Below are 24,058 nucleotides of genomic sequence, written 5' to 3'. Positions count from 1 at the left end.
GGCTCCGGACCACGGCGCTCGGCCCGCGCCGAGCAGGATGGTCTGAGCTAGATCCGGTCCTCCAGCGCCGCGATCAACGCCGCGCGGTCCTCACGGAGGATCGAGGCCCCGCCCCCCGGCACGGTCCGCACCTCGACGCCGCGGCCGGCGAGGACGCCGCTCAGCGAGCCGTGGCCCAGCGGGTCCTCAGGCATCACGGCGAGCGTCGGCACGGGGAACGTCTCGGGGGCCTCGGCCGCACCCCGTGCCGTCAGCCCGCCGGCGGAGTCCTGCTCCCAGAGCGCGTGGGCCGACACGTCGAGCTCGATCTGCTCGTCCGTCCAGATCGGGTGGCGGTGGCGGAGGGAGTCTGCGTCGCCCTTCTCGACGTGCGCGACCGAGCCGCCGCGGTGGAGCGCGCTCGTCAGTCCTCGGGCGTCCGAGAACGCGGGGTCGAGCAGGACGAGCCGGGCGGCGCCGTACTCGGGGGCGAGCCGGGTGGCGACGACGGCGCCGAGGCCGTGGCCGATGACGAGATCGGGGGTCTGCAGCACCGAGGCGCGGACGTCCGACGCCCAGTGCTCCGGCGAGTACACGGGCGACGCCGGCGAGCCGCCGTGACCGGCGAGATCGGGGGCCACCACGCGGTAGCCGTGCTCGTGCAGCGTCGGGACCAGGGCGTACCAGATCCGGGAGTCGGAGCCGAGGCCGTGGAGGAGGAGCGCCGTCCGCTCGCCCGTTCCGCCGTAGTCGCGGACGAACAGCGCCAGCGGCTCGGCCGGCGCGGCGGCCAGCGCCTTCCGCTCGGCACGGGTCGGCTCGAGCACGAGGGTGTTGCCGAACGCCTGCGGTGCCGGCCCGAACGCGTCGCGCGCGCTCTGGATCACCTTGCGGCCCAGCATCGCGTTGCCGACGCCGCCCAGTGCCGCTCCGATCCCGAACGGCATCGCCCGGCCGACCAGGCCCGCGCCCTGCTGGGCGAGGAAGTGCTTGGCGAAGGACTTCTTCGCGCGGTCCGCCAGCTCGCCCACGAGGAAGGACGGCAGGCCCTTCGTGACCACGGAGCCCCAGTACTGGTTGAGGCCGCTGCCCCCGCCGACGGCCTGCCCGGCCACCTGGCGCACCATCTCGCTGCCGGAGGAGCCCATCATCAGCGTGAGCACGAGGGCCCGCGCGCGGTCCGGGTCCTCGAGCGGGATCCCGTGCACCTCCGTCACCGACTGCGCGAAGAGCGCGCTCGCCTCCAGGAACCCCGCCGCTCCCGCGCCGGAGAGAGCCACCGAGGTGGCCGTGCCGATGCCGGGGACGACGGCGGTCGCCCCGATCGCCGCGCCTCCCGCGGCCACGCTCGAGAGGTACTGCCGCTCGAGCGACGTGATGATCTGCTCCGGAGTCGCCCCGGGACGCCGGCGCCGCAGCAGGCGGATGTTCGCCAGCACGGCCGGGCGCTGCACCGCGAGGAGCCGGTCGAGCAGCTTCGCCAGCTGCGCGTTCTCGGAGCCGTCGGCCTGCTCCACCTCGCCGGCCCTCTCCACGGCGCGCTCGCGCTTGCGGTCCTTCTGGGCCATGTCGTGCACTCCTGCGTCCTCGGGCGCCGCGTGCGGGAGGGGTCAGTCGTCGGAGACGGTGCCCTGGACGGGCGGGCCCTCGGCCGGCGCCGTGCTGCTCCGCGGTGTCGGCGCGTAGTCCTCAGCGTAACGCGCGAGCACCTCCTCGATCGGCGCGTCCAGCACCAGGCGGCCCTTGTCCAGGTAGAGGCCGCGCGTGCAGAAGCGGCGGAGGTCGCGCTCGTTGTGCGAGACGAAGAAGAGGGTGCGGCCGGAGGCGAGCAGCTCCTCGATCCGCGCGTAGCACTTCTCGCGGAACGCCCTGTCGCCGACCGCGAGCACCTCGTCCACCAGGATGATCGGCTCCTCGAGCCGCGACACGACGGAGAAGGCGATCCGCACCTTCATCCCGCTCGAGAGGTGCTTGTAGGGGGTGTCGAGGAAGTCGCCGATCTCGGCGAACTCGATGATCGAGTCGAAGCGCGCGTCGACCTCGCGCTTGGACATCCCGTGGAGACCCGCGGTCAGGTAGACGTTCTCGCGGACGCTCAGGTCGGCCACGAAGCCGCCGGTGATCTCGATGAGCGGAGCGACGCCACCGCGCACCTCCACCGCGCCCTCGTCCGGCAGCACGACGCCGGCGACGAGCTTGAGCAGCGTCGACTTGCCCTGACCGTTCCGGCCGACGACACCGATGGCCTCGCCCGCCCGCACCTGCACGTCGAGCCCGCGGAGCACCCAGAACTCGCCGGGCCGCGAGCGGCGGGAGCGGCCGGCGAAGAGGTCCTTGAAGGAGCGGCGGCCCCGCCGGTTGCGGCGGAAGCGGATCCCGAGGCCGCGGCACTCGATGACCACCGGGGCGTCGGCCATCACAGCTCCTTCAGCACCGCGCGCTCGGAGCGGCGGAAGACGACGAGGCCCAGCGCCAGCACGAGCACCGAGATGCCCGCGGAGGCGAGGATGAGCGGGACGTCGAGCTCGCTCTCGAAGAACGCGGAGCGGTAAAGGGCGAAGATCCCGCTGAGCGGGTTGAGCGCCGCGAGCGGCCGGATCTGCTCCGGCAGGTTGGCCGTGGAGTAGATGATCGGCGACGCGTAGAAGAGGAACCGGAGCACGAGCTTCACGGCCCGCTCCAGATCTCGGAAGAACACCACGAGCGGGGCCACCAGCAGACCCACGCCGAGCGTGAGCACCGCCTGCAGCAGGATCGCCACGGGGAACAGCAGCGCCGCCCAGGTCAGGTGCGCGCCGGCGATCACGGCGAAGAGCACCAGCACCGGCAGGCTCGCCACGAACTCGATGCCCTTCGAGAGCACGATCCGCCCGACCCAGATGGTCCGCGGGATCGACGTCGACCGCACCAGCTTCGCCTCGCGGAGGAACGCGCGGGTCGCGTCGGAGGTCGCCTGGTTGAACCACATCCACGGCAGCAGGCCTGCGAGCAGGAAGACGATGTACGGGTCCTCGCCGACGGTCCGCTGGAAGACGACGGTGAAGACGAAGAAGTAGATGCCCGACATCACGAGCGGGTCGAGAACCGACCAGACGTAGCCGAGCGCGCTCGTGGCGTACCGGACGGTGAGGTCGCGCCTGGTGAGCAGCCAGAGGGAGTGGCGGTAGCGCCAGGCCCGGGAGCGCCGGTGGCGCAGGGCCGTCTCGGTCGCGAGGGTGTCGGCCGTGCTCACTGCGCGACTCCTCCCGTCGGCTCCGCTCGAGCCGGGGGAGGAGCCGGGAGCGTCAGACGAAGAGGTTCGCGCGCTCGAGGTCCTCGGCGAAGTCCACCTCGACGGCGTAGAGGTCGGAGATGTCCATCGGCTCGACGAGCAGGCGGTCCTGCTCGATCGCCAACTCTATGCCACGCTCGAAGTAGTCCTGGGCGTCGACCCGGGCGAGCTGGCGCACCAGCGCGGCCTTGTCGGAGGCGGACACGTAGTTGATCCCGACCGCCTCGCCGAGGCCGCCGCGCACCGTCTTGGAGAGCTCCTGGATGAAGCCCTCGGCGCTCGTCGTGTACTTGACCTCCTCGTCCGACACCTTCGAGGTGTTGACGGTGACGAAGGAGACGTCCTTCGCGATCAGCGCGGCCGCCCGGTCGAGGATGCGCGGGTCGAAGACGACGTCGCCGTTCATCCACAGCACGCCGCCCTGCCCGCTCGCCTGCAGCGCGCGGAGGAGGCTCTTGGAGGTGTTGGTCTGGTCGTACTGCTCGTTGTAGACGAACGTCGCCGAGGGGAAGGCCTCGATGATGTGCTCGAGCTTGTAGCCGACGACGATGCTCACCGGGACCTTCGTGCCGAAGGCGTGGTGGATGTTGTCGAACTGCTGCTGCATGATCGTGCGCCCGTCGCTGAGCGGCGTGAGCGGCTTGGGGAGGGAGCGGCCGAGCCGGCTGCCCATCCCTGCGGCGAGGATGACGACGGTGGCAGGGCTGCTGCTCGTCGAACCTGTGTGCATCATCGTGTGTTCTCCTCGAATTAACCGCTGCGTCTCGATCTGGTCGACTCCTCGGGTAGAGACCTAGTGTACAGTTCACGCCCCCCGGGGCCAGGGTGGTTGACCTCTCGCCGTGTCGCCGGGTGTCGGCGCGGGCGCCGGGGGCCCGCGGGCGAGTTGGTACCGTAGCCGGATGACGTCCGTGACGAACGCCGAGCCCGCTGAGGGTGCCGCGGATCCGGACGGCGCCTCGCCCGTCGTCTTCGAGCTGCACCAGCTGACCCGGACCTTCGGGAGGACGGTGGCGGTCGACCGCATCGACCTGGCCGTCCGCGCGGGGACCTTCTACGGGATCATCGGCCCGAACGGCGCGGGCAAGACCACCACGCTCTCGATGATGACGGGCCTTCTTCGACCCGACACCGGCCGCGTCCTCGTGCACGGCGTCGACGTCTGGAAGGACCCGTCGGCCGCGAAGCCGCTGATCGGGGTCCTGCCCGACCGCCTCCGGCTGTTCGACCGGCTCACCGGCGCCCAGTTCCTCGCCTACTCCGCCGCGCTGCGCGGCATCGACCTCGCCACGGCGAAGCAGCGCACGGTCGAGCTGGCCGAGGCGCTCGGCCTCTCCGACGCGCTGGAGCGCCTGATCTCGGACTACTCCGCGGGGATGGCGAAGAAGGTCGCCCTCGCGGCGGCGATGATCCACGCCCCGCGCGTGCTGGTCCTCGACGAGCCGTTCGAGTCGGTGGACCCGGTCTCCTCGGCCGCCGTGATCACCGTGCTGCGCCGCTTCGTCGAGGGCGGGGGCACCGTCGTCCTCTCCAGCCACGGGCTCGACTTCATCGAGCGCGTCTGCGACGACGTGGCCGTGATCGTCGGCGGGCGCGTGCTCGCCTCCGGGACGGTCGCGGAGGTCGCCGGCACCGCGACGCTGGAGGAGCGCTTCCTCGAGCTCGCGGGCGGCAAGCAGATCGCCGAGGGGCTGCAGTGGCTGCACGACTTCTCCGGCTGAGGATCGACGTCCTCCTGGGCGCGTTCCGCTCCGGGCCCGCGCGCTCGGCCGGCGCCGTCCTGGGCGTGCTCGTGGTCGTCGCGGTGACGGCCCTGCTGATCGGGGCGATCGGCGCTCTGCGCTCCTCGGACGCGGCGGCGGGCGCTCTCGTGACCGCCGGCGGACTCGTCTCCGTCGGCTTCCTGGTGCTGCCCTTCCTGCTCGGCCCGCTCGACCCGATGGATCCGCGCGCGTTCCGCCTCTTCGGCCTTCCGCCGCTCCGCCTCGCCGGGGCGCTCGCCCTGGCCGGCCTCGTCTCGGTCCCCACGCTCGCCCTGCTGGTGGTCGGGCTCGCGTGCGCGCCGCTCGTCCCGGGCGCAGGCGCCTTCGCCGTGGTCGGCCCGCTCCTCGCGGTGGCGACGGCCTCGCTGTTCGCGCGGATCGGCCTCGCCGCCTCCGCCGCCCTCGTCCCCTCCCGGACCGCCCGCGAGCTGCTGGCCGTCCTCGGCCTGGTGCTGATGCTGGGCGGTCCCGCAGCCCTCGGCGCCGCCGCGCTGGTCGACACGGGAGACACCCCGGTGCTCGAGCGCTGGGGCGCGGCGATGGGGGCCACTCCGTTCGGCGCGGCGTGGATGATCGCCCCGGCCGCCCGGACCGGCGACGCGCTCGGCCCGCTCCTGCTGGCCCTGGCGACGCTCGTCGCGGCGGGCGCGCTCTGGTGGCTCGTCGTCCGCCTGCTGACGGAGCGCCCCGAGCGCACGCACCGGCCGCCGCGCGGCCTCCGGCTGGGCTGGTTCGACGTCCTCGGCTCGACCCGGACCGGCGCGATCGCGGCGCGCAGCATCACCTACTGGCTCCGGGATCCGCGCTACCAGGCGTCGCTCGTCGCCGTGCCGGTGCTGCCGGTCGCAGCCCTGCTGCTGCTCGCGGTCGTCGGCGTCCCCTTCCCGCTGCTCTCGCTGCTCCCGGTCCCGCTGATCGCGCTGTTCCTCGGCTGGTTCCTGCACAACGACGTCGCCTACGACGGATCGGCGTTCTGGCTCCACGTGGCCGCGGGCGTCCGCGGCTGGTCGGACCGGCTCGGCCGCGCCTTCCCGACCCTCCTGCTCGGCGTGCCGGTCGTCGTGCTCGGCTCGCTGATCAGCAGCGCGACCTCGGGGCTCCCCGATGCGCTGCCCGTCGTGCTCGCGGTGAACACCTGCCTCCTGCTCGTCCCCGCCGGCGTCGCCAGCGCCGTCTCGGCACGGCTCGCCTATCCGGCTCCGCGCCCGGGCGACAGCGCGTTCACGCAGCCCCAGGCCCCCGGAGCCAGTGGCGCCGGTCCGCAGTCCCTCGCGTTCGGCCTGGGGCTGCTCCTCTCGGCTCCGGCCGTGGTGCTCGGCGTCCGGGCCCTGTTCGTCGACCCGGAGGCGGCGGGTGACGCCGTGCTCGTCGGCTTCGGCAGCGCCGTGGTCGTCTTCGCCCTCGGCGTGCTCCTCGGCGGCCGGCTGTTCGAGCGCCGCGCGACCGAGCTGGTCGCGTTCACCAGCCGCTACTAGCGCCGCCCGATCCGGAGCGCACGGCCGCGGGCCCGGGCTCCGCGCGTAGGATCGTCGGCATGATTCCGCGCGTCCAGAACAGCAGCACCGACCCCCTCGAGGGAGGCGGAGGAACCGCCACGCTCGACCGCGAGCTCGAGGAGCTCCTCAACCAGGAGTCCATCGAGCCGGGCGACCACGAGCGCTTCTCCCACTACGTGCCGAAGGACAAGATCCTCGAGAGCGCCATCACCGGCAAGCCGGTCCGCGCGCTCTGCGGCAAGAAGTGGCTCCCGGGCCGCGACCCGGAGAAGTTCCCGGTGTGCCCGGCCTGCAAGGAGATCTACGCGAAGATGAAGTGAGCTCCCGCCCCGCTCACTCGTAGCGGGTCGGGATGACGGGCTCGCCGCGGCCGAGCCGGAGCGCGTCGATCGGCAGCTCGAGGACCGCGTTCGCGTGGTGCGCGCGGGCTGCCGCCACTCCCTCGATGCCGAGGTGCTCGGGACGGATCGTCCCGTCCTCGATCAGGGGGACGAGCAGCGCCCGCTCGTCCTCGCCGACGGCGCCCTCGGGGCCGGCGCCCACGTGCACGACCTCGGCCTCGGCGACCCCGTCGTCGGAGAGCAGACGGCCGGCGGCCTTCCGCCCGCCGATCGACGCCTTCGAGACCGACTTCTTCGCCACCGCGACCCATTCGCCCGCGTCGTCCTCGTGCGCGACCAGCTTGTAGACCATGCCCGCGGTCGGGTGGCCCGAGCCCGTCGCCACCGAGGTGCCGACGCCGTAGGAGTCGACCGGTGAGGCCGCGAGCGCGGCGATCCCGTACTCGTCGAGGTCGTTGGTGACGGTGATGCGCGTGCCGGTCGCGCCGAGCGCGTCCAGCTGCTGCCGGACGGCGGCCACCTGCTGGGGGAGGTCGCCGGAGTCGATGCGCACGGCGCCGAGGCCGGTGCCGGCGACGCGGACCGCCAGGTCGACGGCGGCCGTCACGTCGTAGGTGTCCACCAGGAGGGTCGTGCCGGGGCCGAGCGCGGCGACCTGCGCGCGGAAGGCCTCCTCCTCCGAGTCGTGGAGGAGCGTGAAGGAGTGCGCGGAGGTGCCCATCGTGGGCACACCGAAGCTGCGGCCCGCCTCCAGGTTCGAGGAGGCGCCGAATCCGGCGATGTAGGCGGCGCGAGCCGCGGCGACGGCGGACCGCTCACCGGCGCGGCGCGAGCCCATCTCGGCGAGCGGTCGCCCGTCGGCGGCCGAGACCATCCGCGCGGCGGCGCTCGCCACGGCGCTGTCGTGGTTGAGGACGCTGAGCACCAGGGTCTCCAGCAGCACGCCGTCGGCGAAGGGCGCCTCGACGATGAGCACGGGGGAGCCCGGGAGGTAGACCTCGCCCTCGCGGTAGCCCCAGACGTCGCCCCGGAAGCGGTAGTCGGCGAGCCAGTCCAGCGTGCGGGAGTCGACGACGCGGTTCCCGCGGAGCCAGGACAGCTCGTCGTCGCCGAAGCGGAACCGCGAGATCAGCTCGAGGAGCCGGCCGGTGCCCGCGAGCACGCCGTAGCGGCGTCCCGGCGGGAGGCTCCGGGCGAACACCTCGAACATGCAGCGGCGGTCGGCGGTGCCGCTGCCGAGGGCGCCCTCGACCATCGTGAGCTCGTACCGGTCGGTGAGGAAGGCCGTGGAGTCCATCCGCTCAGTGTTCCACGGCCGCCCCCGCGCGCCCAGGCGCGGGTGCCGGGGCTTGCGCACGCCGCCGGGCCCGGGAACGGCGTGCGGCCGGGACCGGGCCGCAGGGCGCGGGTAGGCTGTTCCTCCGTGACGGACGCACCGCTGGGCATCTTCGACTCCGGAGTCGGCGGGCTCACCGTCGCCCGCTCCGTGATCGACCAGCTGCAGAACGAGTCGATCGTCTACCTCGGCGACACCGCGCACTCGCCCTACGGTCCCAAGCCGCTCGCCGACGTCCGCGCCTACGCCCTCGACACCCTCGACACGCTGGTCGACCAGGGCGCCAAGCTGCTCGTCATCGCCTGCAACACCGCCTCGGCCGCGATGATGCGCGACGCCCGCGAGCGCTACACGCTCGGCCGCGGCATCCCGGTGATCGAGGTCATCCAGCCCGCCGTCCGCAGCGCTGTCCGCGACACCCGCAACCGCCGCGTCGGGGTGATCGGCACGGTCGGGACGATCCGCTCCCGCGCCTACGACGACGCCTTCGTCGCCGCGCCCGACCTGCAGCTGTTCACCGCCGCCTGCCCGCGCTTCGTCGAGTTCGTCGAGGCGGGCGTCACCTGGAGCGACGAGCTGCTCGCGGTGGCGGAGGAGTACCTCGCGCCGCTCAAGGCCGCGGGGGTCGACACGCTCGTCCTCGGCTGCACGCACTACCCGCTGCTGCGCGGTGCCATCGCCTACGTGATGGGGCCGGACGTCCGCCTCGTCTCGAGCGCCGAGGAGACCGCGCTCGACGTCTACCGGACCCTCGTGGCGCACGGCCTGCAGCGCACCTCCGCCGCTCCTCCGACCTACCGGTGGGAGGAGACGGGCTCGAGCGACTTCGTCCGCCTCGCCCGCCGCTTCCTCGGCCCGGAGGTCTCGAGCGTCGACCTCGTCGAGACCGGCACCATCAACCTGCGCGAGCTCGACCGGGCCGCGCTCCCGCACGATCGAGGGAGACCCGAGTGACCGACAGCACCGCATCGAAGGCCGCGCGCAAGGACGGGCGGGCGCCCGACGAGCTGCGCACCGTGACGATCGAGCGCGGCTGGAGCACCCAGGCCGAGGGCTCCGCGCTCGTCTCGTTCGGGAACACCAGGGTGCTCTGCACCGCCTCCTTCACGAACGGCGTGCCGCGCTGGCTGCAGGGCAAGGGCAAGGGCTGGGTCACCGCCGAGTACGCGATGCTGCCCCGCTCCACCAACTCCCGCATGGACCGCGAGTCGGTCAAGGGGAAGGTCGGCGGGCGCACGCACGAGATCTCCCGGCTGATCGGCCGGAGCCTGCGCGCGGTGGTCGACACGAAGGCGCTCGGCGAGAACACCCTCGTCATCGACTGCGACGTCCTCCAGGCCGACGGCGGCACCCGCACCGCGGCGATCACCGGCGCCTACGTGGCGATGGCCGACGCGATCGAGTGGGCGCGCGGCAAGAAGTACGTGGGGCAGAAGGCGCAGCCGCTGATCGACAGCCTCTCGGCCGTGTCCGTCGGCATCATCGACGGCGTGCCGATGCTCGACCTGGCCTACGTCGAGGACGTGCGCGCCGAGACCGACATGAACGTCGTCGTCACCGGACGCGGCCTGTTCGTCGAGGTGCAGGGCACCGCCGAGGGGGCCCCGTTCGACCGCCGCGAGCTCGACGCCCTGCTCGACCTCGCGGTCGCCGGTGCCGCCGACCTCGCCCGCATCCAGGCCGAAGCGCTCGCCGCGGAGCCCGGAGCGTGAGCCTGGACCTCGTCCTCGCCACGCACAACGCGGGCAAGGTGGAGGAGTTCCGCGCCATGCTGGCCGGCGCGCTCCCCGGAGTCGGCGTCCGCGCCTACGACGGACCCGAGCCCGTCGAGGACGGCGTGAGCTTCGCCGAGAACGCGCTGATCAAAGCGCGCGCGGCGGCGGCGCACACCGGCCTCGTGGCGCTCGCGGACGACTCCGGGATCTGCGTCGACGTCCTCGGCGGCGCGCCGGGCATCTTCTCGGCCCGTTGGTCGGGACGCGCGCACGACGCGACAGCCAACCTCGAGCTCCTCCTGGCGCAGCTGCACGACGTGAAGGCGGAGCACCGCGGTGCGCACTTCAGCTGCACCATCGCCCTCGTGGTGCCGGACTCCGTGCTCCCGGGCGGACAGGAGACGGTGGTCGAGGGCCGCTGGGACGGCGCGATCGCGACGGCTCCTCGCGGTGCGAACGGCCACGGCTACGACCCGGTGTTCGTCCCCGAGGCCGGGGCGCTCACGGCGGCCGAGCTCGCTCCCGAGCAGAAGAACGCCCGGAGCCACCGCGCCCGCGCCTTCACCGCGCTGCGCGCCGAGCTCGCCGCCCTGTCCGCCCGGCTCTGACCCCGGCGGGTTCCCACCGCGGGATGTCACTCCGGTGCACGCCTGTCGGCGTGCCGCGTGCCGGAGTGGCGTCTCGCGGAGGCGGAGGTCAGGACTTCGGGTGCTTGTCGTCCAGCGTGTCGGCGTCGAGCACGTAGGCGGCCGACTCGGTCGAGTCGGTCTCGGGGTCGGCGGCGAGCTTCGCCTTGCGCTGCTGCTGGAAGAAGTGGAACAGCGTCGGCACCAGCGCGAGCACGACCGCGCCGATCAGGATCACGTCGATGTAGTGCGAGACGAAGTCGGCGACCGGCGGGATGAAGGCGAGCAGCCACCCGATCAGGGTGACCCCGCTGCCCCAGATCAGGGCGCCGATGAGGTTGTAGAGGCTGTACTTGCGGTAGTTCATGTGGGCCACGCCGGCCGCGATCGGCGCGAAGGTGCGGACGATCGGCACGAAGCGCGCGAGGATCACGGCGAGGCCGCCGAAGCGCTCGAAGAACGCGTTGGTTCGCTTCACGTTCTCGATGCTGAAGAAGCCGGACTCCTTGCGCTCGAAGATGCGCGGGCCGGCCTTGTGCCCGATCAGGTAGCCGACCTCGCCGCCGACGAAGGCCGAGAACCCGACGGCCAGGCAGATGACCCAGATCGGGACGCCGAGGCCGCCGTTCGACGCGTTCTCGTGCGCCAGCAGGCCCGTGATGATCAGCAGCGTGTCGCCCGGGAAGAGGAAGCCGATCAGCAGTCCGGTCTCGGCGAACACGATGAGGCAGACCACGAGCACACCCCAGGGGCCGAACGAGGTCAGGATCGTCTCCGGATCGAGCCAGGGGACGAGGGCGGCGTGATTCAACGGATCTCCAGTCGACGGGGGCCGGTGGCCGGTCGGCGGTCACGCGAGCGCGCTCAGCGTACCGGCCGATCCCGTGCGGAAGGAGGGACTCGAACCCTCACGCCTCTCGGCACAGGAACCTAAATCCTGCGTGTCTGCCATTCCACCACTCCCGCGTGCGGGCTCCAGTGTAGGAGGAGGGCCCCGCGCCTCAGCCGCGGGAGGCCGCCCGGGGGAGGTACCGCGGGATCCAGCGGGCGAGCGCCCCCGCTCCGCCCAGACCGAGCACCCCCATCACGACGGCGGCGAAGGGGAGGGAGATCAGGGCGGTGAGCGCCGACACGACGATCGGGGCGGCGGCGTTGCCCGCGTCGCCGGTGAAGCGGAACGCGCCGAGGAACGGGGCCGGATCGGCCGGGGGCGCGAGATCGGCGCCGATGGTCATCAGGATCCCGGAGCCGATGCCGTTCGCGGCCGCGAGCACGCAGGCCACGGCGACGAACCAGGGCACCGGATCGAGGGCGAGCACCGAGGCGGCGAGGGCGAGGTGGCCGAGCCCGAGGCCGATCATCGAGGGGATCGCGGTGGCGCCCCGGCCGAAGCGGTCCATCAGCTGGCCGCCGGCGTAGAAGAGGGCGAAGTCGAGCGCGCCGGCGATGCCGATGATGATCGCGGTGTCGGTCTCGGCGAGCCCGATGCTCACCGCCCAGAGGGGGAGGATCAGCGTCCGGCTCGCCCGCAGCGCCCCGATCACGGCGGCGCCGGTCCCCATCCGAGCGAGGACCCCGCGGTGCTCGCGCAGCGTCCCGAGCAGCGACTGCGGCGACTCCGGGACGGTCGCCGACGCCTCCGCGGCGACCACGTCCTCCGGAGCGGCGCGGTCGGCCGCGGCCTGCGCCCGCCGCAGCACCGTCGCGGGGTCGGGCACGAGCAGCAGGACCACGACCGCCGCCACGCAGCAGACGATGTGCACCCAGAAGACGGACTCGACGGAGCCGGTGAGGTGCACCACCCCGGCCGCCAGGAACGGGCCGATCAGCCAGCCGGCGCGGAACGCCCCGGCGAGGGCGCTGAGCGCGCGGGCGCGGTGCGTGATCGGGACGAACGACGTCATGAACGCGTGGCGCGCCAGCGCGAAGACCGCGGTCGCGAGGCCGATCACGAAGACGCCGATCGTCAGCCCGACCCACGACGTCGAGAGCAGGCACACCACGAGCCCGAGGATCGACGCGGCCGAGGCTCCGAGCATGGCGCCGCGCTCGCCGATCCGCGAGACGATCCAGCCGCTGGGGATGTCGCCCGCCAGCTCGCCGATCATGATCATCCCCGCCACGAGGCCCGCCAGGGCCAGCGTCGCGCCGAGGTCGCCGGCCGCGGCCGGCAGGAGGGGGATGATCGCCCCCTCGCCGATGGAGAAGAGGAGGGTGGGGAGGAAGGTCGACAGCAGCAGCGGCCCGACGGGGAAGGGGCGCGGAGCGGTGCTGGTCACCGTCACCAGGGTACGCCCGGGCCGGAGGGCGGCCCCCGGCCCCCGGTAGTCTGGACGCACCATGCTGGACAACGACTTCACCGAGCAGATCACTGCTCTCCGCTCCACCTTCGCCGACATCCGCGCCGTCATCGACGTAGAAGGTCTCCGCTCGAAGATCGCCGAGCTCAGCGAGCAGGCCGGCGCCCCCGACCTGTGGGACGACACGGCCAACGCGCAGAAGGTGACCAGCGCCCTCAGCCACCGCCAGTCCGAGCTCGCGCGGATCACCGCGATCGACCGGCGCCTGGACGACCTCGAGGTGCTCGTCGAGATGGCGAACGAGGCCGAGGACGCCGAGTCCGAGCAGGAGGCGATCGCCGAGCTCTCCTCCCTCCAGAAGGTCATGGGCGAGCTCGAGGTGCAGACCCTGCTCGACGGCGAGTACGACGACCGACCCGCCGTGGTCACCATCCGCGCGGGAGCGGGCGGCGTCGACGCCTCCGACTTCGCCGAGATGCTCATGCGCATGTACCTCCGCTGGGCCGAGAAGCACAAGTACGCGGCGACCGTCATGGACGCCAGCTACGCGGAGGAGGCGGGCATCAAGTCGGCCACCTTCCAGATCGACGCCCCCTACGCCTTCGGCACGCTCTCGGTCGAGGCCGGCACCCACCGCCTCGTGCGGATGAGCCCCTTCGGCGCCGCGGGCAAGCGCCAGACCTCCTTCGCCGCGGTCGAGGTCATCCCGCTGATGGAGGAGGCCGGGGCGATCGAGATCCCGGACAACGACATCCGCGTGGACGTCTTCCGCTCCTCCGGCCCCGGCGGCCAGTCGGTGAACACCACCGACTCCGCGGTGCGCCTCACCCACCTGCCCACCGGCACCGTCGTGTCGATGCAGAACGAGAAGAGCCAGATCCAGAACCGCGCCGCGGCGATGCGCGTGCTCCAGTCGCGGCTCCTGCTGCTGCAGAAGGAGCAGGAGGCGGCCACCAAGAAGGAGCTCGCCGGCACCATCACCGCGAGCTGGGGCGACCAGATGCGCAGCTACGTCCTCGCTCCGTACCAGATGGTGAAGGACCTGCGCACCGACCACGAGGTCGGCAACCCCTCGCACGTGTTCGACGGCGACCTGGACGGCTTCATCGCCGCCGGGATCCGCTGGCGGAAGTCCTCCTAGCGCGGCGCGGGCGCGTCCCCACCGACGCGCCGCGCGCCCCCTCGGCGGACTCTTCGGGATCGTCGCTTACCCTCGTACCGACATGATTCGCTTCGACAACGTCTCCAAGCAGTATCGGGGCGGCACGAGACCCGCCCTCAACGCCATCGATCTCGAGATCCTCCGGGGCGAGTTCGTCTTCCTCGTCGGCGCCTCCGGCTCCGGCAAGTCGAGCTGCCTCCGCCTGATCCTCAAGGAGGAGCGCCCCTCCTCCGGGTCGATCCACGTGCTCGGGCAGAACCTCGGCAAGATCTCGAGCCGCAAGGTCCCGTACTTCCGCCGCAACATGGGCGTCGTGTTCCAGGACTTCCGGCTGCTGCCGAACAAGTCGGTCTTCGACAACGTCGCGTTCAGCCTCCAGGTGATCGGCAAGTCGAAGGGCTACATCCAGGAGGCCGTCCCGGACACGCTCAAGATGGTGGGCCTCGCGGGCAAGGCGTCGCGCCTGCCCCACGAGCTCTCCGGCGGCGAGCAGCAGCGCGTGGCGATCGCCCGCGCCGTCGTCAACAAGCCGGCCGTCCTGCTGGCCGACGAGCCCACGGGCAACCTCGACCCGACCACGAGCGCCGGCATCATGGCGCTGCTCGAGCGGATCAACGCGGGCGGCACGACCGTGATCATGGCGACCCACGAGGCCGGCATCGTCGACCAGATGAAGCGCCGCGTCATCGAGCTCTCGGCCGGCAGCATCGTCCGCGACGAGAGCCAGGGCGGCTACGGCCAGACCGAGAGCATCACCGTCGTCCACGACGGCGTCGTGGTCGTGGCGGCCGACGACCACGCGGTCGCCGAGCAGCCCGCGCCCCCGGCGATCATCGACAGCGAGCTCGCGCCCGCCGAGGTCCCCGAGATCGACCTGCGCCAGGAGGCCCCGGCCCCGCCGCCCGAGCCGGCCCGCCTCTCGCAGACCGCCGCCCAGCCCCGCGTCCCCGAGGGCCGCCGCTCCGCCGCCGTCGAGCCGGAGCGCGAGCCGGAGCCGGCCGCCGAGCCCGCCGCCGCCCCGCGCGTCGTCGAGCTGCAGAGCCAGACCGGTCCGATCTTCCTCCCCGCCGACACCGGCGCCCTGCCCGAGGAGTCGCTCGCCGCGCGCCTCGGCCTCCGCGCCCACGCGGGCGAGGGCGACGAGACCGGCGACGACCAGCAGAACGTAGGACCCGTCAAGTGAGATTCGCACTGATCTGGTCGGAGGTCGCCAGCGGCCTCCGGCGCAACGTCTCCATGGTCGTCTCGGTGATCCTGGTGACCTTCATCTCCCTCACCTTCGTCGGCACGGCGATCCTGCTCCAGATGCAGATCGGCCAGATGAAGAACTTCTGGTACGACAAGGCGCAGGTCGCGGTGTACATGTGCACCGCCACCTCCGGCGGCTCGAACTGCAGCGGCTCCGACGCCACCGCCGAGCAGATCGACGCGGTGCAGGGCCAGCTCGAGGGCGCCACGCTCGCGCCGTACATCGACCGCTCCTACTTCGAGGACCACGACCAGGCCTACGCGAACTTCCAGGAGCAGTTCGCGGGCAACCCGGTCGCCGAGTACGTCACTCCCGACCTGCTCAACCAGACCTTCTGGATCAACCTGAAGGACCCGACCCAGTCGGACGTCATCGTGGAGAGCCTGTCGAGCGTCTCGGGAGTCGAGAGCGTCACCGACCAGCGGCAGTACCTCGACCAGATCTTCTCGATACTCAACGCGGCGAGCTACACGGCCATCGGCATCGCCGTCCTGATGCTCGTCGCGGCCGTGCTGCTCATCGCCACCACGATCCGCCTCTCGGCGTTCTCGCGGAGACGGGAGCTGGGCATCATGCGGCTCGTGGGGGCCTCGAACAGGTTCATCCAGACCCCGTTCATCCTCGAGGGGGTCTTCGCCGCGCTGGTCGGCTCGATCCTCGCGGGAGTCGCGGTAGTCGCCATCGTGCAGGTCTTCGTGCAGGGGTTCCTGGCGTACCGGATCCCGCTGACCTCCTTCGTGGGACTCGACGACGCTCTGATCGTCGTGCCGATCCTGATCGTGGTCGGCATCGTCCTGGCCGCCGTCTCGGCGAACGTCGCGATCGCGCGGTACCTGCGGGTCTGATCCCGGACCGGACGTATACTGGTGGGCTGTCCCGTTCGGGGCGGCCCACCGGTGCATCGCCCCGACGATGCCCGCCCCCTTCATCCGCTCGCGACCCGAGGAGCAGCCGTGCCCAGAGAACAGGGACAGAAGGTCGTCGCGACCAACCGCAAGGCGCGCCACGACTACCTCATCGAGGACACCTACGAGGCGGGCCTCGTGCTCACCGGCACCGAGGTGAAGTCCCTCCGGGCCGGCCGAGCCTCGCTGGTCGACGGCTACGCGTTCGTCGACGGGGGAGAGGCGTGGCTCGACGCCGTCCACATCAACGAGTGGGCCCAGGGCACCTGGACGAACCACCCGCCGCGCCGCAAGCGCAAGCTGCTGCTGCACAAGGCGCAGATCCTCAAGATCCACAACAAGGTGAAGGAGGGCGGGTACACGCTGATCCCGCTCTCGCTGTACTTCAGCGACGGCAAGGCCAAGGTCGAGCTTGCCGTGGCCAAGGGCAAGAAGGACTACGACAAGCGCCAGGTCCTCCGAGAGCGCCAGGACCGCCGCGAGGCGGACCGTGCGATGTCGACCCGCCGCCGCCTCGGCGAGTAGGCCCCGGCGGGCACTGTCCGACGGGTGCCGCGCAAGCCTCTTCTTCGCGCCCCGTGCTTTGGGAGACTGGGGCGCGTGACCTCCCCCGAGAACAGCGCCCCCGCCGCCCTGAGCGCCGCCGACGAGAAGACGCGGTGGCGCGCCTTCGCGGTGAGCGTCGGAGTCGCGGCCATCACGATCCTCGACCTCTCGAAGGTCAACGTCGGCCTGCCGTCGATCGAGCGCTCGCTCGGAGCGGACGCGAGCCAGCTGCAGCTGATCGTCGCGGGCTACGCGCTCGCCTTCGGACTGGCGCTCGTGCCGGCCGGTCGGCTGGGCGACATCCGCTCGCGCCGCCTGCTGTTCCTCATCGGGCTGACCGCGTTCACGGTGACGAGCCTGCTCTGCGCGCTCGCGCCGTCGATCGAGCTGCTCGTCGTCGCGCGCTTCCTGCAGGGCGTCGCCGCGGGAATCCAGATGCCCCAGGTCCTCGGGCTGGTGCAGCAGATGTTCACCGGCGCCGAGCGGGCCCGGGCCTTCGGGGTCTTCGGCGCGACCATCGGCCTGTCGACCGCCTTCGGCCCGACCCTCGGCGGCCTCCTGATCGCGATCGGAGGCGAGCAGGACGGCTGGCGCCTGCTGTTCTGGATGAACATCCCGCTGGGCGTCGCCGCGCTGGTCTTCGCCTGGAAGCTCATCCCGAAGAAGCGCTCGCGGCCCGAGGGAGACCGGTCCCTCGACCCGGTCGGCCTGCTCCTGCTGGCGGTCGCGATCTTCGCGTTCATGCTGCCGTTCCTGCTGACCACGGGCTCCTCCTCGGACTCGCCCTACCGCTGGTTCTGGCTGGTGCTCGCCGCGGCCGCCGCCGCCGTCTTCGTGCGCTGGGAGGCGCACTACGCCGCGTCGGGGCGGACGCCCGTCATCGACTTCCGCATCTTCCGGACCAGCTCCTATCGCAACGGCATCCTGGTCGCGACCTCCTACTTCGCCGCGATCCCGGCGACCTTCCTCCTCACCACGCTCTTCCTCCAGCAGGGGCTCGGCCTCGAGCCGGTGTTCGCCGGCATGGTGAGCATCCCGTTCGCGCTGACCTCGGCGGTGACCGCCTGGTACGGCGGCAAGCTCGTGCAGCGCTACGGCCGCGCACTGGTGGTGCTCGGCATCGTGCTCGTGGTCATCGGCTTCACGCTCGTGCTGCTCGCCGCCGAGCTCCTCCCGGCCGAGACCGCCGCCTACGGCATGGGTGCCGCGATGCTCGTCGCCGGGGCCGGAGGCGGCTTCGTCGTGTCGCCGAACCAGACGCTCACCCTCGCCGAGATCCCGCCGGCGCAGGGCGGCGTGGCGGGCTCCGTGGGCCAGCTCGGCCAGCGCGTGGGCACCGCGGTCGGCACCGCCTGCGCCTCCGCCGTCTTCTTCGCGACCCTGGCGAGCGAGCAGGGGATGGCGGAGGGGCTGGACCGGTACCACGACGCCTTCCGCAACGGCTACTTCGTCACCCTCGGGCTGATCGCGCTCGCGCTCGTGCTGGGTCTGCTCGATCTGCGCCGCCGCCGGGTGACCGCCCGCGGAGCTGAGGTAGACTAGGACCCGTAACTCCACAGTGTGCGACGAACGACCCACTCCAGCGGCCTCCGGGCCGTCGAGTGCTCGCGGGGATGATCGGTTTCGACATTGCCTGCGAAACTGCGAGAAGCGGGTCGAGGATCCAGGGTCATCTCGTCAACGATCCCTGGAAAACACAGGTGCCGAACAGAAGCGCACCGACTTCGCTCTCGCTGCCTAAGCCAGAGTAGATAGTCCGTCAGCCCGTGGGTGCGTCCTCGCCCCGGATCCTGGCGTCATCTAGAGGACTTGCTGCGTCGTTACGCCTGAGGGCGACGCGGGACTTGCACTCGGGCTGGGCCCGTCGACCGATGCGCCGATGGTAACGGTCGGGGCCGAGCAGAACGCTCTCATCGGCTACACCCGTAGAAGGCGCAGAATCACAGCGATGGACGGGGGTTCGATTCCCCCCATCTCCACCACCGGTCGTCGTCGCACACTGGGAGCTCCGCTCCGCCGCCCTCACGACGGTCGCACGTCGAGCTGTCTGATCCGCCCGTAGAGGGTGAGCATCGCCAGCCGGTCGTCGTCGTCGTGCGCCGGGCCGGCGAGAGCCTGCGGCGGGGCCCAGTCCCGGTAGAGCACGCCCGGCGCCAGCACGGCGACGGCGGTGCCGGCCGGGTAGTGGGCGCTGCGGTCCACCGGCAGCTCGGCGAACGCGTCGGGCAGGAGCCGGTGCAGCACGTCCAGCAGAGGACGGAGCCGTGCTGCTCGCGCCTCGTGCACGGAGAGGGTCACGGCGTTCATCGCGGCGAGCGCGGCCACCAGGTGCTCGGCGGCGTCGTCGTCGTCGCACCTCTCGGTGACCAGCAGCGAGACCACACCGCGCGGCTTCAGCCAGCCGAGCGTGGCGGCCTCGTCGTCGCCGTCCACCGAGACGACGCGGTCGGAGGCGTGGGCGTAGTCGTGCAGGAGCCGCGACCAGACGTCGCCCGGGCCGGGCCCGTCGACCTGCGCGACCGCCTCCGCCGCGGCGAGCAGGGAGCTCTGCCGGTGGAGCCTCGGGAACAGGCTGTCCGCCGGTCCCCAGTGCTGCTCGGCCGTGCGCGAGCGCTCGGGGGGTTCCTGGTCGTGCCGGTCCTGCATGTCGACTCCTGAGCCGCCGGTCTCCGCGCCCCCTCGCGCCTGCCGTTCGTCCCTTCACCCTGCGCTCCGACGGAGCGCGTGTCAATGAGCCGAACGGGGGTCGATCGGAGCCGTGGTCAGCGAGCGGAGCCGAAGAGGCTGCCGGTGGTGGAGTCGTCGGCCGGATCGAGGACCGCGCAGACGATCGTGCGGTCTCCATGGCGCCAGCCGACCTCGGAGGGGACGAGCGAGCGGTACTCGAGGGCGGAGTCGCCGTAGGCGATCCCCATCACGGCGCCGAACTCCGGCTCGCAGCCCGCCTCGGCCTGGGCGAGCAGCGTGTTGCGGCTGGAGTAGCGGTCTCCGGGCTGCGCGAACGTGTGGAAGACCTCCAGTGCGTGCTCCTCGGCGCACGGGACGACGTCCACGTCGGCGATGCGGTCGTCGCCCGGGTCGGCCAGGCAGTCGCCGCGCCGCAGCGAGAACACGTCGGTGACGCCGGCGGTCGCCACCGTGCCGCCCTCGTCACGCACGGCCTCCGGGCCGTCCGGCCCGACGACGGAGGAGCAGCCCGAGAGGAGCAGGAGGAGCGCCGCCGAGGCGAGCGCGGCCGTCCGGCTCCTCATCGCGGCGCCACGATCGCGAGCACCTCGTCGTGCAGCAGGCCGTTGGTGGCGACGGCGCTGCCGTGCCACGGCCCGTCCTCCCCGTCGGCGGAGGTGAAGCGGCCGCCCGCCTCCTGCACGATCGGCACCAGGGCCGCCAGGTCGTAGGGCTTCACGTCGAACTCGCCCGCACCGTCGAGGAGACCCTCGGCGACGAGCATGTAGGGCCACGCGTCCCCGTACGCCCGGTCGCGCCAGACGGCGCCGGCGAGCTCGAGCAGCTGCGGGAGACGGCCCGCGCCCTCCCACTGCTGAATGCTGTTGTAGCTGAAGGTCGCCGAGGCGAGCGTGTCGATCCCCGAGACGCGCAGCGGTCGCGGCTCGGCCCCGGCCTCCAGCTCGACGGCCCAGGCGCCGGAGCCCTCGGCCGCCCACCAGCGCGTGCCGAGAGCGGGAGCGGAGACGACTCCGACGACGGGGACGCCGTCGACCGCGAGCGCGATCAGGGTCGCCCAGATCGGGACGCCGCGGAGGAAGTGGGCGGTGCCGTCGATCGGGTCGAGGATCCACTGCCGCGAGGCCTCGCCCGAGGTGCCGAACTCCTCGCCGAGGATCGCGTCGTCCGGACGCTCGGCGGCGAGCAGCGCGCGGATCGCCTCCTCGACGGCGCGGTCGGCGTCGGTGACCGGGGTGCGGTCGAGCTTCGTGTCCACGACGAGGTCGAGCGCGCCGAACCGCTCCCGCGAGATCGCATCGGCCGCGTCCGCCAGGCGGAGGGCGAGTCGGAGGTCGTCGTCGAAGCTCTGGTCACTGCTCTGCGGGGTCACGCGACCACGATACCGGTGGGTCCCGCGGAGCCTCCGATCGCTGCCGCGGGCGTTCCGTCGCGCTCGATTTGACGAGACGGGGGGAGACGCTGGTAATGTGATCCCTCGGTTCGGCACGCACGATCAGCCGGCCGGAACGCACCTCTAGCTCAATCGGCAGAGCAACTGACTCTTAATCAGTGGGTTCTCGGTTCAAGTCCGAGGGGGTGCACCACCAGCCCCGCACCTCCTCGTGAGGTGCGGGGCTTCGTCGTTCCCGGTCCGAGTCCGTTCCCGACCTCCTCGGAGCGCCCGCGGGGGGAGCGCCGGCCCGTGCTCACTCGCTGGAGGGTGCGGCGGTCGACGGGTCGAAAGGCGGCAGGACTCCGCGGAAGCCGGCGCTCGTGGAGCCGATCCCGACGTCGAGCGCGTCTAAGGCCCGGGCCTGGTCGTCTGCGGCGGCGGTCAGGCTCAGGGTGATGCCCGTCCGCGTGAAGGTCCGGGCGACGGTGCTCCAGGCGAGGTCGACGTCTCCGTCCGCCGACGCCAACAGGCGCCTGAGCATCCGCACGGTGTCCGGCGCAGAATGCGGACCGACCCCCGTTCGCGTGGCAGGATCTCCGTTCGCTTCCGTTTCCCCTCCAGAAAGGACCGATGTGCCCGAAGACGTCCTCCCCGTGATCGGCTCGATCGCGCTCGCCGTGGTGATCGCGGTCGTGATCGCCGTGGTCGCGACCGCCGTCGTCGCCCTCGTGCTGCGCTCGGTCGGCAAGCGCAAGACCTGGGCGCGCCTGCTGATCCGGCGTCTGCGCATCCCGTTCCGCGTGCTGCTGATGACCATCGCGGTCTGGGCCGCGCTCGCCGCCACCGTGTCGGGCGACCCCTGGCCGGGTCTCGTGCAGCGGGTGTTCCAGATCGCCACGATCGGCGCGGCGGCGTGGGTGATCGGATCCCTGTTCGTGTTCCTCGAGGACCTGGGCGCCGAGCGCTACCGGACCGACACGGCCGACAACCGCCGGGCACGCCGCCTCCGCACGCAGATGACGATCATCCGGAGGGTCGCCGTGGCGGCCGTCGTGGTCATCGCGATCGGCGCCTCGCTGCTGACCTTCCCCGAGGCCCGTACGGCCGGTGCGAGCCTCCTGGCCTCGGCCGGCGTGCTCTCGATCGTGGCGGGCCTGGCCGCGCAGTCGAGCCTCACGAACATCTTCGCCGGGATGCAGCTCGCCTTCAGTGACGCCATCCGCCTGGACGACGTGGTGATCGTCGAGACCGAGTGGGGGCGGATCGAGGAGATCACGCTGACCTATGTCGTCGTCCACCTCTGGGACGACCGCCGCCTGGTGCTGCCCACGAACTACTTCACGACCCAGCCGTTCCAGAACTGGACCCGCACCGGGTCCGAGCTGCTCGGCGCCGTCGAGCTCGACCTGGACTGGCGGGTGAGCCCCGAGCAGATGCGCGACGAGCTGCACCGCATGCTCGAGGAGACGGACCTCTGGGACCGGCGCACCAGCGTGCTGCAGGTGACCGACGCGACGGGCGGCTTCGTCCGGATCCGGGTGCTCGTCACCGCGAAGGACGCGCCGACGCTCTTCGACCTGCGCTGCTACGTGCGCGAGCGGCTCGTCTCGTGGCTGCACGAGAACGACCCCGTCGCCCTGCCGCGTCAGCGCGTCGAGATGGAGCGGGAGCCCGCTCGCGCCGCGACCCCGCGCCGGCACGGGTCCTCCGCCCCGGACAACCTGTTCTCGGGCGACGAGCGCTCGAACGAGCGGGGGGCGATGTTCACAGGTCTCATCGACCTGCGGGACACCCCGAAGCGGGAGCTGCCGCCGCGGGACTGACTCCTGCGAGGACGCCGCTCGCACGGCCGCGCCCGGGGTGCGCGCGGCGAGCGGCGTCCCGCAGAGCGGTCAGCGGTTCACGGAGCTCATGTCGGCGTAGCGGTCGCCGACGGGGGCCTCGAGCGCGCCGAGGACGTCGAGCTGCTCCGCGGTCAGCACGAGGGCGTCCGCGGCCGCGTTCTCCTCGATGCGCGAGACGCGCTTGGTGCCCGGGATCGGAGCGATGTCCTCGCCCTGGGCGAGCAGCCAGGCGAGCGCCACCTGCGCGGCGGTCGCGTCCGCCTCTGCCGCCACACGGTCGACGGCCTCCACGATGCGGAGGTTCGCCTCCAGCGCTCCGTCGGCGAAGCGGGGGTTGTCGCGGCGGAAGTCGTCGCTGCCCAGCTCGGCGACCGAGCGGATGCTGCCCGTGAGGAAGCCGCGGCCCAGCGGCGAGTACGGGACGAAGCCGATGCCGAGCTCGCGGAGGACCGGCAGCACCTCCGCCTCGGGGTCGCGGGTCCAGAGCGAGTACTCGGACTGCACAGCGGTGACCGGGTGCACGGCGTGAGCGCGCCGGATCGTCGCTGGCGCCGCCTCCGAGAGGCCGTAGCCGCGGAGCTTGCCCTCCTGGATCAGCTCCGCGAAGGCCCCGGCGGTCTCCTCGACCGGGACGCCCGGGTCCATGCGGTGCTGGTAGTAGAGGTCGATGCGGTCGGTGCCGAGGCGCGCGAGCGAGCCCTCGACGGCGAGCCGCAGGTTCTCCGGGGAGCCGTCGAGTCCGCGGCCCCCGTCGCCGCGGTGGCGGATCATGCCGAACTTGCTCGCCAGCACCACCTCGTCGCGGCGGCCTGCCAGCGCGCGGCCGAGCAGCTCCTCGTTGGTGTACGGGCCGTAGATCTCGGCGGTGTCGAGGAACGTGACGCCGAGCTCGAGGGCGCGGTGCACGGTGCGGATCGACTCCGCGTCGTCGGTGCCGGCGCCGGTGTAGAACGCCGACATGCCCATCGCGCCGAGACCGAGGCGCGAGACCTCGAGAGCGGCGACGTCGGATCCGAGGGTGATCGTCTTCATCAGTGGGTGGTCCTCTCCTGGTACGCCGCGATCTTGATGTCGATCGCAGCGAGGCTGGCGTGTGTCCGGGCGAGCTGCGCCTCGACCTCCTCGCGGTGCGTCCGGAGCAGCGCGAGGCGCTCCGGCTCCGTGGCGGGCCCGATCCGGAGGAGCCGGGCGTACTCGCGGATCCTCGCGATCGGCATCCCGGTCGCGCGGAGCTTGGTGAGGAAGTCGACCCAGCCGACGTCGGCCGGCCGGTAGCGGCGGTGCTGCGACGAGGCGCGCTCGACCGGGTCGAGCATGAGCCCGGCGCGCTCGTAGTAGCGCAGGGTGTGCACGGTGAGACCGGTGACGGCGGCGACCTGCGAGATCGACAGCACCTCCGGCTCGGCCGGGGCGGCGGTGGCGGTGGACATGGCGTCAACCTACGACTTCGAGTGCGCTCGAGGTC

25 protein-coding genes, 2 tRNA genes and 1 other RNA gene are annotated in these 24,058 nt (G+C 72.2%); 14 read left to right on the top strand and 14 right to left on the bottom strand.

What is annotated here, in order from left to right; all coding sequences use genetic code 11:
• Positions 1–47: 47 nt before the first annotated feature.
• The 4 genes from C5C37_RS00765 to C5C37_RS00750 are packed head-to-tail and all read right to left on the bottom strand — an operon-like array spanning position 48 to position 3,980.
• Entirely contained in the window at positions 48–1,547 is a 1,500-nt protein-coding gene (locus C5C37_RS00765; RefSeq protein WP_104338265.1) for an alpha/beta fold hydrolase, read from the bottom strand.
• 42 nt (positions 1,548–1,589) lie between these two features.
• Positions 1,590–2,396, bottom strand: a complete 807-nt coding sequence (locus tag C5C37_RS00760) for an ABC transporter ATP-binding protein (protein ID WP_104338264.1) — start codon at positions 2,394–2,396, stop codon at positions 1,590–1,592.
• Positions 2,396–3,211, bottom strand: coding sequence for an ABC transporter permease (locus C5C37_RS00755; protein WP_374953048.1), 816 nt, complete (start codon positions 3,209–3,211; stop codon positions 2,396–2,398). The genes C5C37_RS00760 and C5C37_RS00755 overlap by 1 nt, the downstream gene beginning before the upstream one ends.
• 52 nt (positions 3,212–3,263) lie before the next feature.
• Positions 3,264–3,980, bottom strand: coding sequence for an NTP transferase domain-containing protein (locus C5C37_RS00750; protein ID WP_104226983.1), 717 nt, complete (start codon positions 3,978–3,980; stop codon positions 3,264–3,266).
• A gap of 172 nt (positions 3,981–4,152) precedes the next feature.
• Here C5C37_RS00750 and C5C37_RS00745 point away from each other — a divergent pair, with 172 nt between their 5' ends.
• The 3 genes from C5C37_RS00745 to C5C37_RS00735 are packed head-to-tail and all read left to right on the top strand — an operon-like array spanning position 4,153 to position 6,829.
• Entirely contained in the window at positions 4,153–4,971 is an 819-nt protein-coding gene (locus C5C37_RS00745; RefSeq protein ID WP_104223570.1) for an ABC transporter ATP-binding protein, read from the top strand.
• Positions 4,947–6,488: an ABC transporter permease gene (locus tag C5C37_RS00740; protein ID WP_104247836.1), complete on the top strand. Its 1,542-nt coding sequence runs from the start codon at positions 4,947–4,949 to the stop codon at positions 6,486–6,488. Before C5C37_RS00745 ends, C5C37_RS00740 begins: the two co-directional genes overlap by 25 nt.
• A gap of 59 nt (positions 6,489–6,547) precedes the next feature.
• Complete coding sequence (locus tag C5C37_RS00735; RefSeq protein ID WP_104223568.1) at positions 6,548–6,829, top strand: DUF3039 domain-containing protein; 282 nt, start codon at positions 6,548–6,550, stop codon at positions 6,827–6,829.
• Between the two features lie 13 nt (positions 6,830–6,842).
• On the opposite strand, the gene C5C37_RS00730 is transcribed toward C5C37_RS00735, so the two are convergent.
• Positions 6,843–8,147 (bottom strand): nicotinate phosphoribosyltransferase, encoded by a 1,305-nt coding sequence (locus C5C37_RS00730; protein WP_104261189.1) that lies wholly within the window; start codon positions 8,145–8,147, stop codon positions 6,843–6,845.
• A gap of 126 nt (positions 8,148–8,273) precedes the next feature.
• Here C5C37_RS00730 and murI point away from each other — a divergent pair, with 126 nt between their 5' ends.
• From murI to rdgB, 3 genes are read left to right on the top strand one after another with little or no spacing between them, the layout of a single operon-like run.
• A complete protein-coding gene (gene murI, locus C5C37_RS00725; protein WP_104223566.1) occupies positions 8,274–9,140 on the top strand; it encodes a glutamate racemase in 867 nt (288 codons plus the stop codon).
• Positions 9,137–9,898, top strand: coding sequence for a ribonuclease PH (gene rph, locus C5C37_RS00720; protein ID WP_104223565.1), 762 nt, complete (start codon positions 9,137–9,139; stop codon positions 9,896–9,898). Before murI ends, rph begins: the two co-directional genes overlap by 4 nt.
• Positions 9,895–10,509 carry an RdgB/HAM1 family non-canonical purine NTP pyrophosphatase gene (gene rdgB / locus C5C37_RS00715; RefSeq protein ID WP_104223564.1) on the top strand — a complete coding sequence of 205 codons (615 nt, stop codon included), beginning with the start codon at positions 9,895–9,897 and terminating at the stop codon, positions 10,507–10,509. The genes rph and rdgB overlap by 4 nt, the downstream gene beginning before the upstream one ends.
• An 88-nt stretch (positions 10,510–10,597) precedes the next feature.
• On the opposite strand, the gene C5C37_RS00710 is transcribed toward rdgB, so the two are convergent.
• The 3 genes from C5C37_RS00710 to C5C37_RS00700 all read right to left on the bottom strand — a co-directional run bounded on the left by C5C37_RS00710 (position 10,598) and on the right by C5C37_RS00700 (position 12,806).
• The gene (locus C5C37_RS00710; RefSeq protein ID WP_104223563.1) at positions 10,598–11,338 is read right to left on the bottom strand and encodes a DedA family protein; all 741 of its coding nucleotides are present in this window, start codon (positions 11,336–11,338) and stop codon (positions 10,598–10,600) included.
• Positions 11,339–11,412: 74 nt separating this feature from the next.
• A tRNA-Leu gene (locus C5C37_RS00705) sits at positions 11,413–11,493 on the bottom strand.
• Between the two features lie 35 nt (positions 11,494–11,528).
• Positions 11,529–12,806: an MFS transporter gene (locus tag C5C37_RS00700; RefSeq protein ID WP_258059482.1), complete on the bottom strand. Its 1,278-nt coding sequence runs from the start codon at positions 12,804–12,806 to the stop codon at positions 11,529–11,531.
• A 61-nt stretch (positions 12,807–12,867) separates the two neighbouring features.
• Between C5C37_RS00700 and prfB the strand changes: the two genes are divergently transcribed.
• From prfB to ssrA, 6 genes are all read left to right on the top strand, one after another.
• The gene (prfB, locus tag C5C37_RS00695) at positions 12,868–13,968 is read left to right on the top strand and encodes a peptide chain release factor 2 (RefSeq protein ID WP_104223561.1); all 1,101 of its coding nucleotides are present in this window, start codon (positions 12,868–12,870) and stop codon (positions 13,966–13,968) included.
• Positions 13,969–14,050: 82 nt separating this feature from the next.
• On the top strand, positions 14,051–15,172 hold the full coding sequence (gene ftsE / locus C5C37_RS00690) for a cell division ATP-binding protein FtsE (RefSeq protein WP_104233202.1): 1,122 nt from the start codon (positions 14,051–14,053) through the stop codon (positions 15,170–15,172).
• Positions 15,169–16,083 carry a permease-like cell division protein FtsX gene (ftsX, locus tag C5C37_RS00685; RefSeq protein ID WP_104223559.1) on the top strand — a complete coding sequence of 305 codons (915 nt, stop codon included), beginning with the start codon at positions 15,169–15,171 and terminating at the stop codon, positions 16,081–16,083. The genes ftsE and ftsX overlap by 4 nt, the downstream gene beginning before the upstream one ends.
• Before the next feature lie 108 nt (positions 16,084–16,191).
• Positions 16,192–16,668 carry an SsrA-binding protein SmpB gene (gene smpB, locus C5C37_RS00680; RefSeq protein ID WP_104223558.1) on the top strand — a complete coding sequence of 159 codons (477 nt, stop codon included), beginning with the start codon at positions 16,192–16,194 and terminating at the stop codon, positions 16,666–16,668.
• A 75-nt stretch (positions 16,669–16,743) separates the two neighbouring features.
• A complete protein-coding gene (locus C5C37_RS00675) occupies positions 16,744–18,231 on the top strand; it encodes an MFS transporter (protein WP_104223557.1) in 1,488 nt (495 codons plus the stop codon).
• Between the two features lie 67 nt (positions 18,232–18,298).
• Positions 18,299–18,671, top strand: a transfer-messenger RNA (tmRNA) gene (gene ssrA / locus C5C37_RS00670).
• Positions 18,672–18,711: 40 nt separating this feature from the next.
• Here ssrA and C5C37_RS00665 read toward each other — a convergent pair.
• The 3 genes from C5C37_RS00665 to C5C37_RS00655 form a co-directional block, all read right to left on the bottom strand.
• Positions 18,712–19,335, bottom strand: a complete 624-nt coding sequence (locus C5C37_RS00665) for a hypothetical protein (RefSeq protein WP_104226969.1) — start codon at positions 19,333–19,335, stop codon at positions 18,712–18,714.
• Positions 19,336–19,451: 116 nt separating this feature from the next.
• Positions 19,452–19,940 carry a septum formation family protein gene (locus C5C37_RS00660; protein ID WP_104223555.1) on the bottom strand — a complete coding sequence of 163 codons (489 nt, stop codon included), beginning with the start codon at positions 19,938–19,940 and terminating at the stop codon, positions 19,452–19,454.
• On the bottom strand, positions 19,937–20,746 hold the full coding sequence (locus C5C37_RS00655) for an inositol monophosphatase family protein (RefSeq protein WP_104223554.1): 810 nt from the start codon (positions 20,744–20,746) through the stop codon (positions 19,937–19,939). Before C5C37_RS00655 ends, C5C37_RS00660 begins: the two co-directional genes overlap by 4 nt.
• Before the next feature lie 138 nt (positions 20,747–20,884).
• Here C5C37_RS00655 and C5C37_RS00650 point away from each other — a divergent pair.
• A tRNA-Lys gene (locus C5C37_RS00650) sits at positions 20,885–20,960 on the top strand.
• A 102-nt stretch (positions 20,961–21,062) separates the two neighbouring features.
• Here C5C37_RS00650 and C5C37_RS17300 read toward each other — a convergent pair.
• Positions 21,063–21,290: a hypothetical protein gene (locus C5C37_RS17300; protein WP_181127348.1), complete on the bottom strand. Its 228-nt coding sequence runs from the start codon at positions 21,288–21,290 to the stop codon at positions 21,063–21,065.
• A gap of 91 nt (positions 21,291–21,381) precedes the next feature.
• Here C5C37_RS17300 and C5C37_RS00645 point away from each other — a divergent pair, with 91 nt between their 5' ends.
• Positions 21,382–22,572 (top strand): mechanosensitive ion channel family protein, encoded by a 1,191-nt coding sequence (locus tag C5C37_RS00645; RefSeq protein ID WP_258065817.1) that lies wholly within the window; start codon positions 21,382–21,384, stop codon positions 22,570–22,572.
• Positions 22,573–22,641: 69 nt separating this feature from the next.
• Here the strand turns inward: C5C37_RS00645 and C5C37_RS00640 are convergent, their stop codons facing one another.
• Together C5C37_RS00640 and C5C37_RS00635 are read right to left on the bottom strand one after the other, a co-directional pair.
• Positions 22,642–23,625 carry an aldo/keto reductase gene (locus C5C37_RS00640; RefSeq protein WP_104226238.1) on the bottom strand — a complete coding sequence of 328 codons (984 nt, stop codon included), beginning with the start codon at positions 23,623–23,625 and terminating at the stop codon, positions 22,642–22,644.
• A complete protein-coding gene (locus C5C37_RS00635; RefSeq protein WP_104223551.1) occupies positions 23,625–24,023 on the bottom strand; it encodes a MerR family transcriptional regulator in 399 nt (132 codons plus the stop codon). The genes C5C37_RS00640 and C5C37_RS00635 overlap by 1 nt, the downstream gene beginning before the upstream one ends.
• Positions 24,024–24,058 lie beyond the last annotated feature (35 nt).

The organism is Rathayibacter sp. AY1F9 (assembly GCF_002932155.1).
Classification (GTDB): Bacteria; Actinomycetota; Actinomycetes; order Actinomycetales; family Microbacteriaceae; genus Rathayibacter.
Note: the sequence above shows the minus strand (reverse complement) of the source record. Positions and strands in the feature narration are given on the sequence as shown.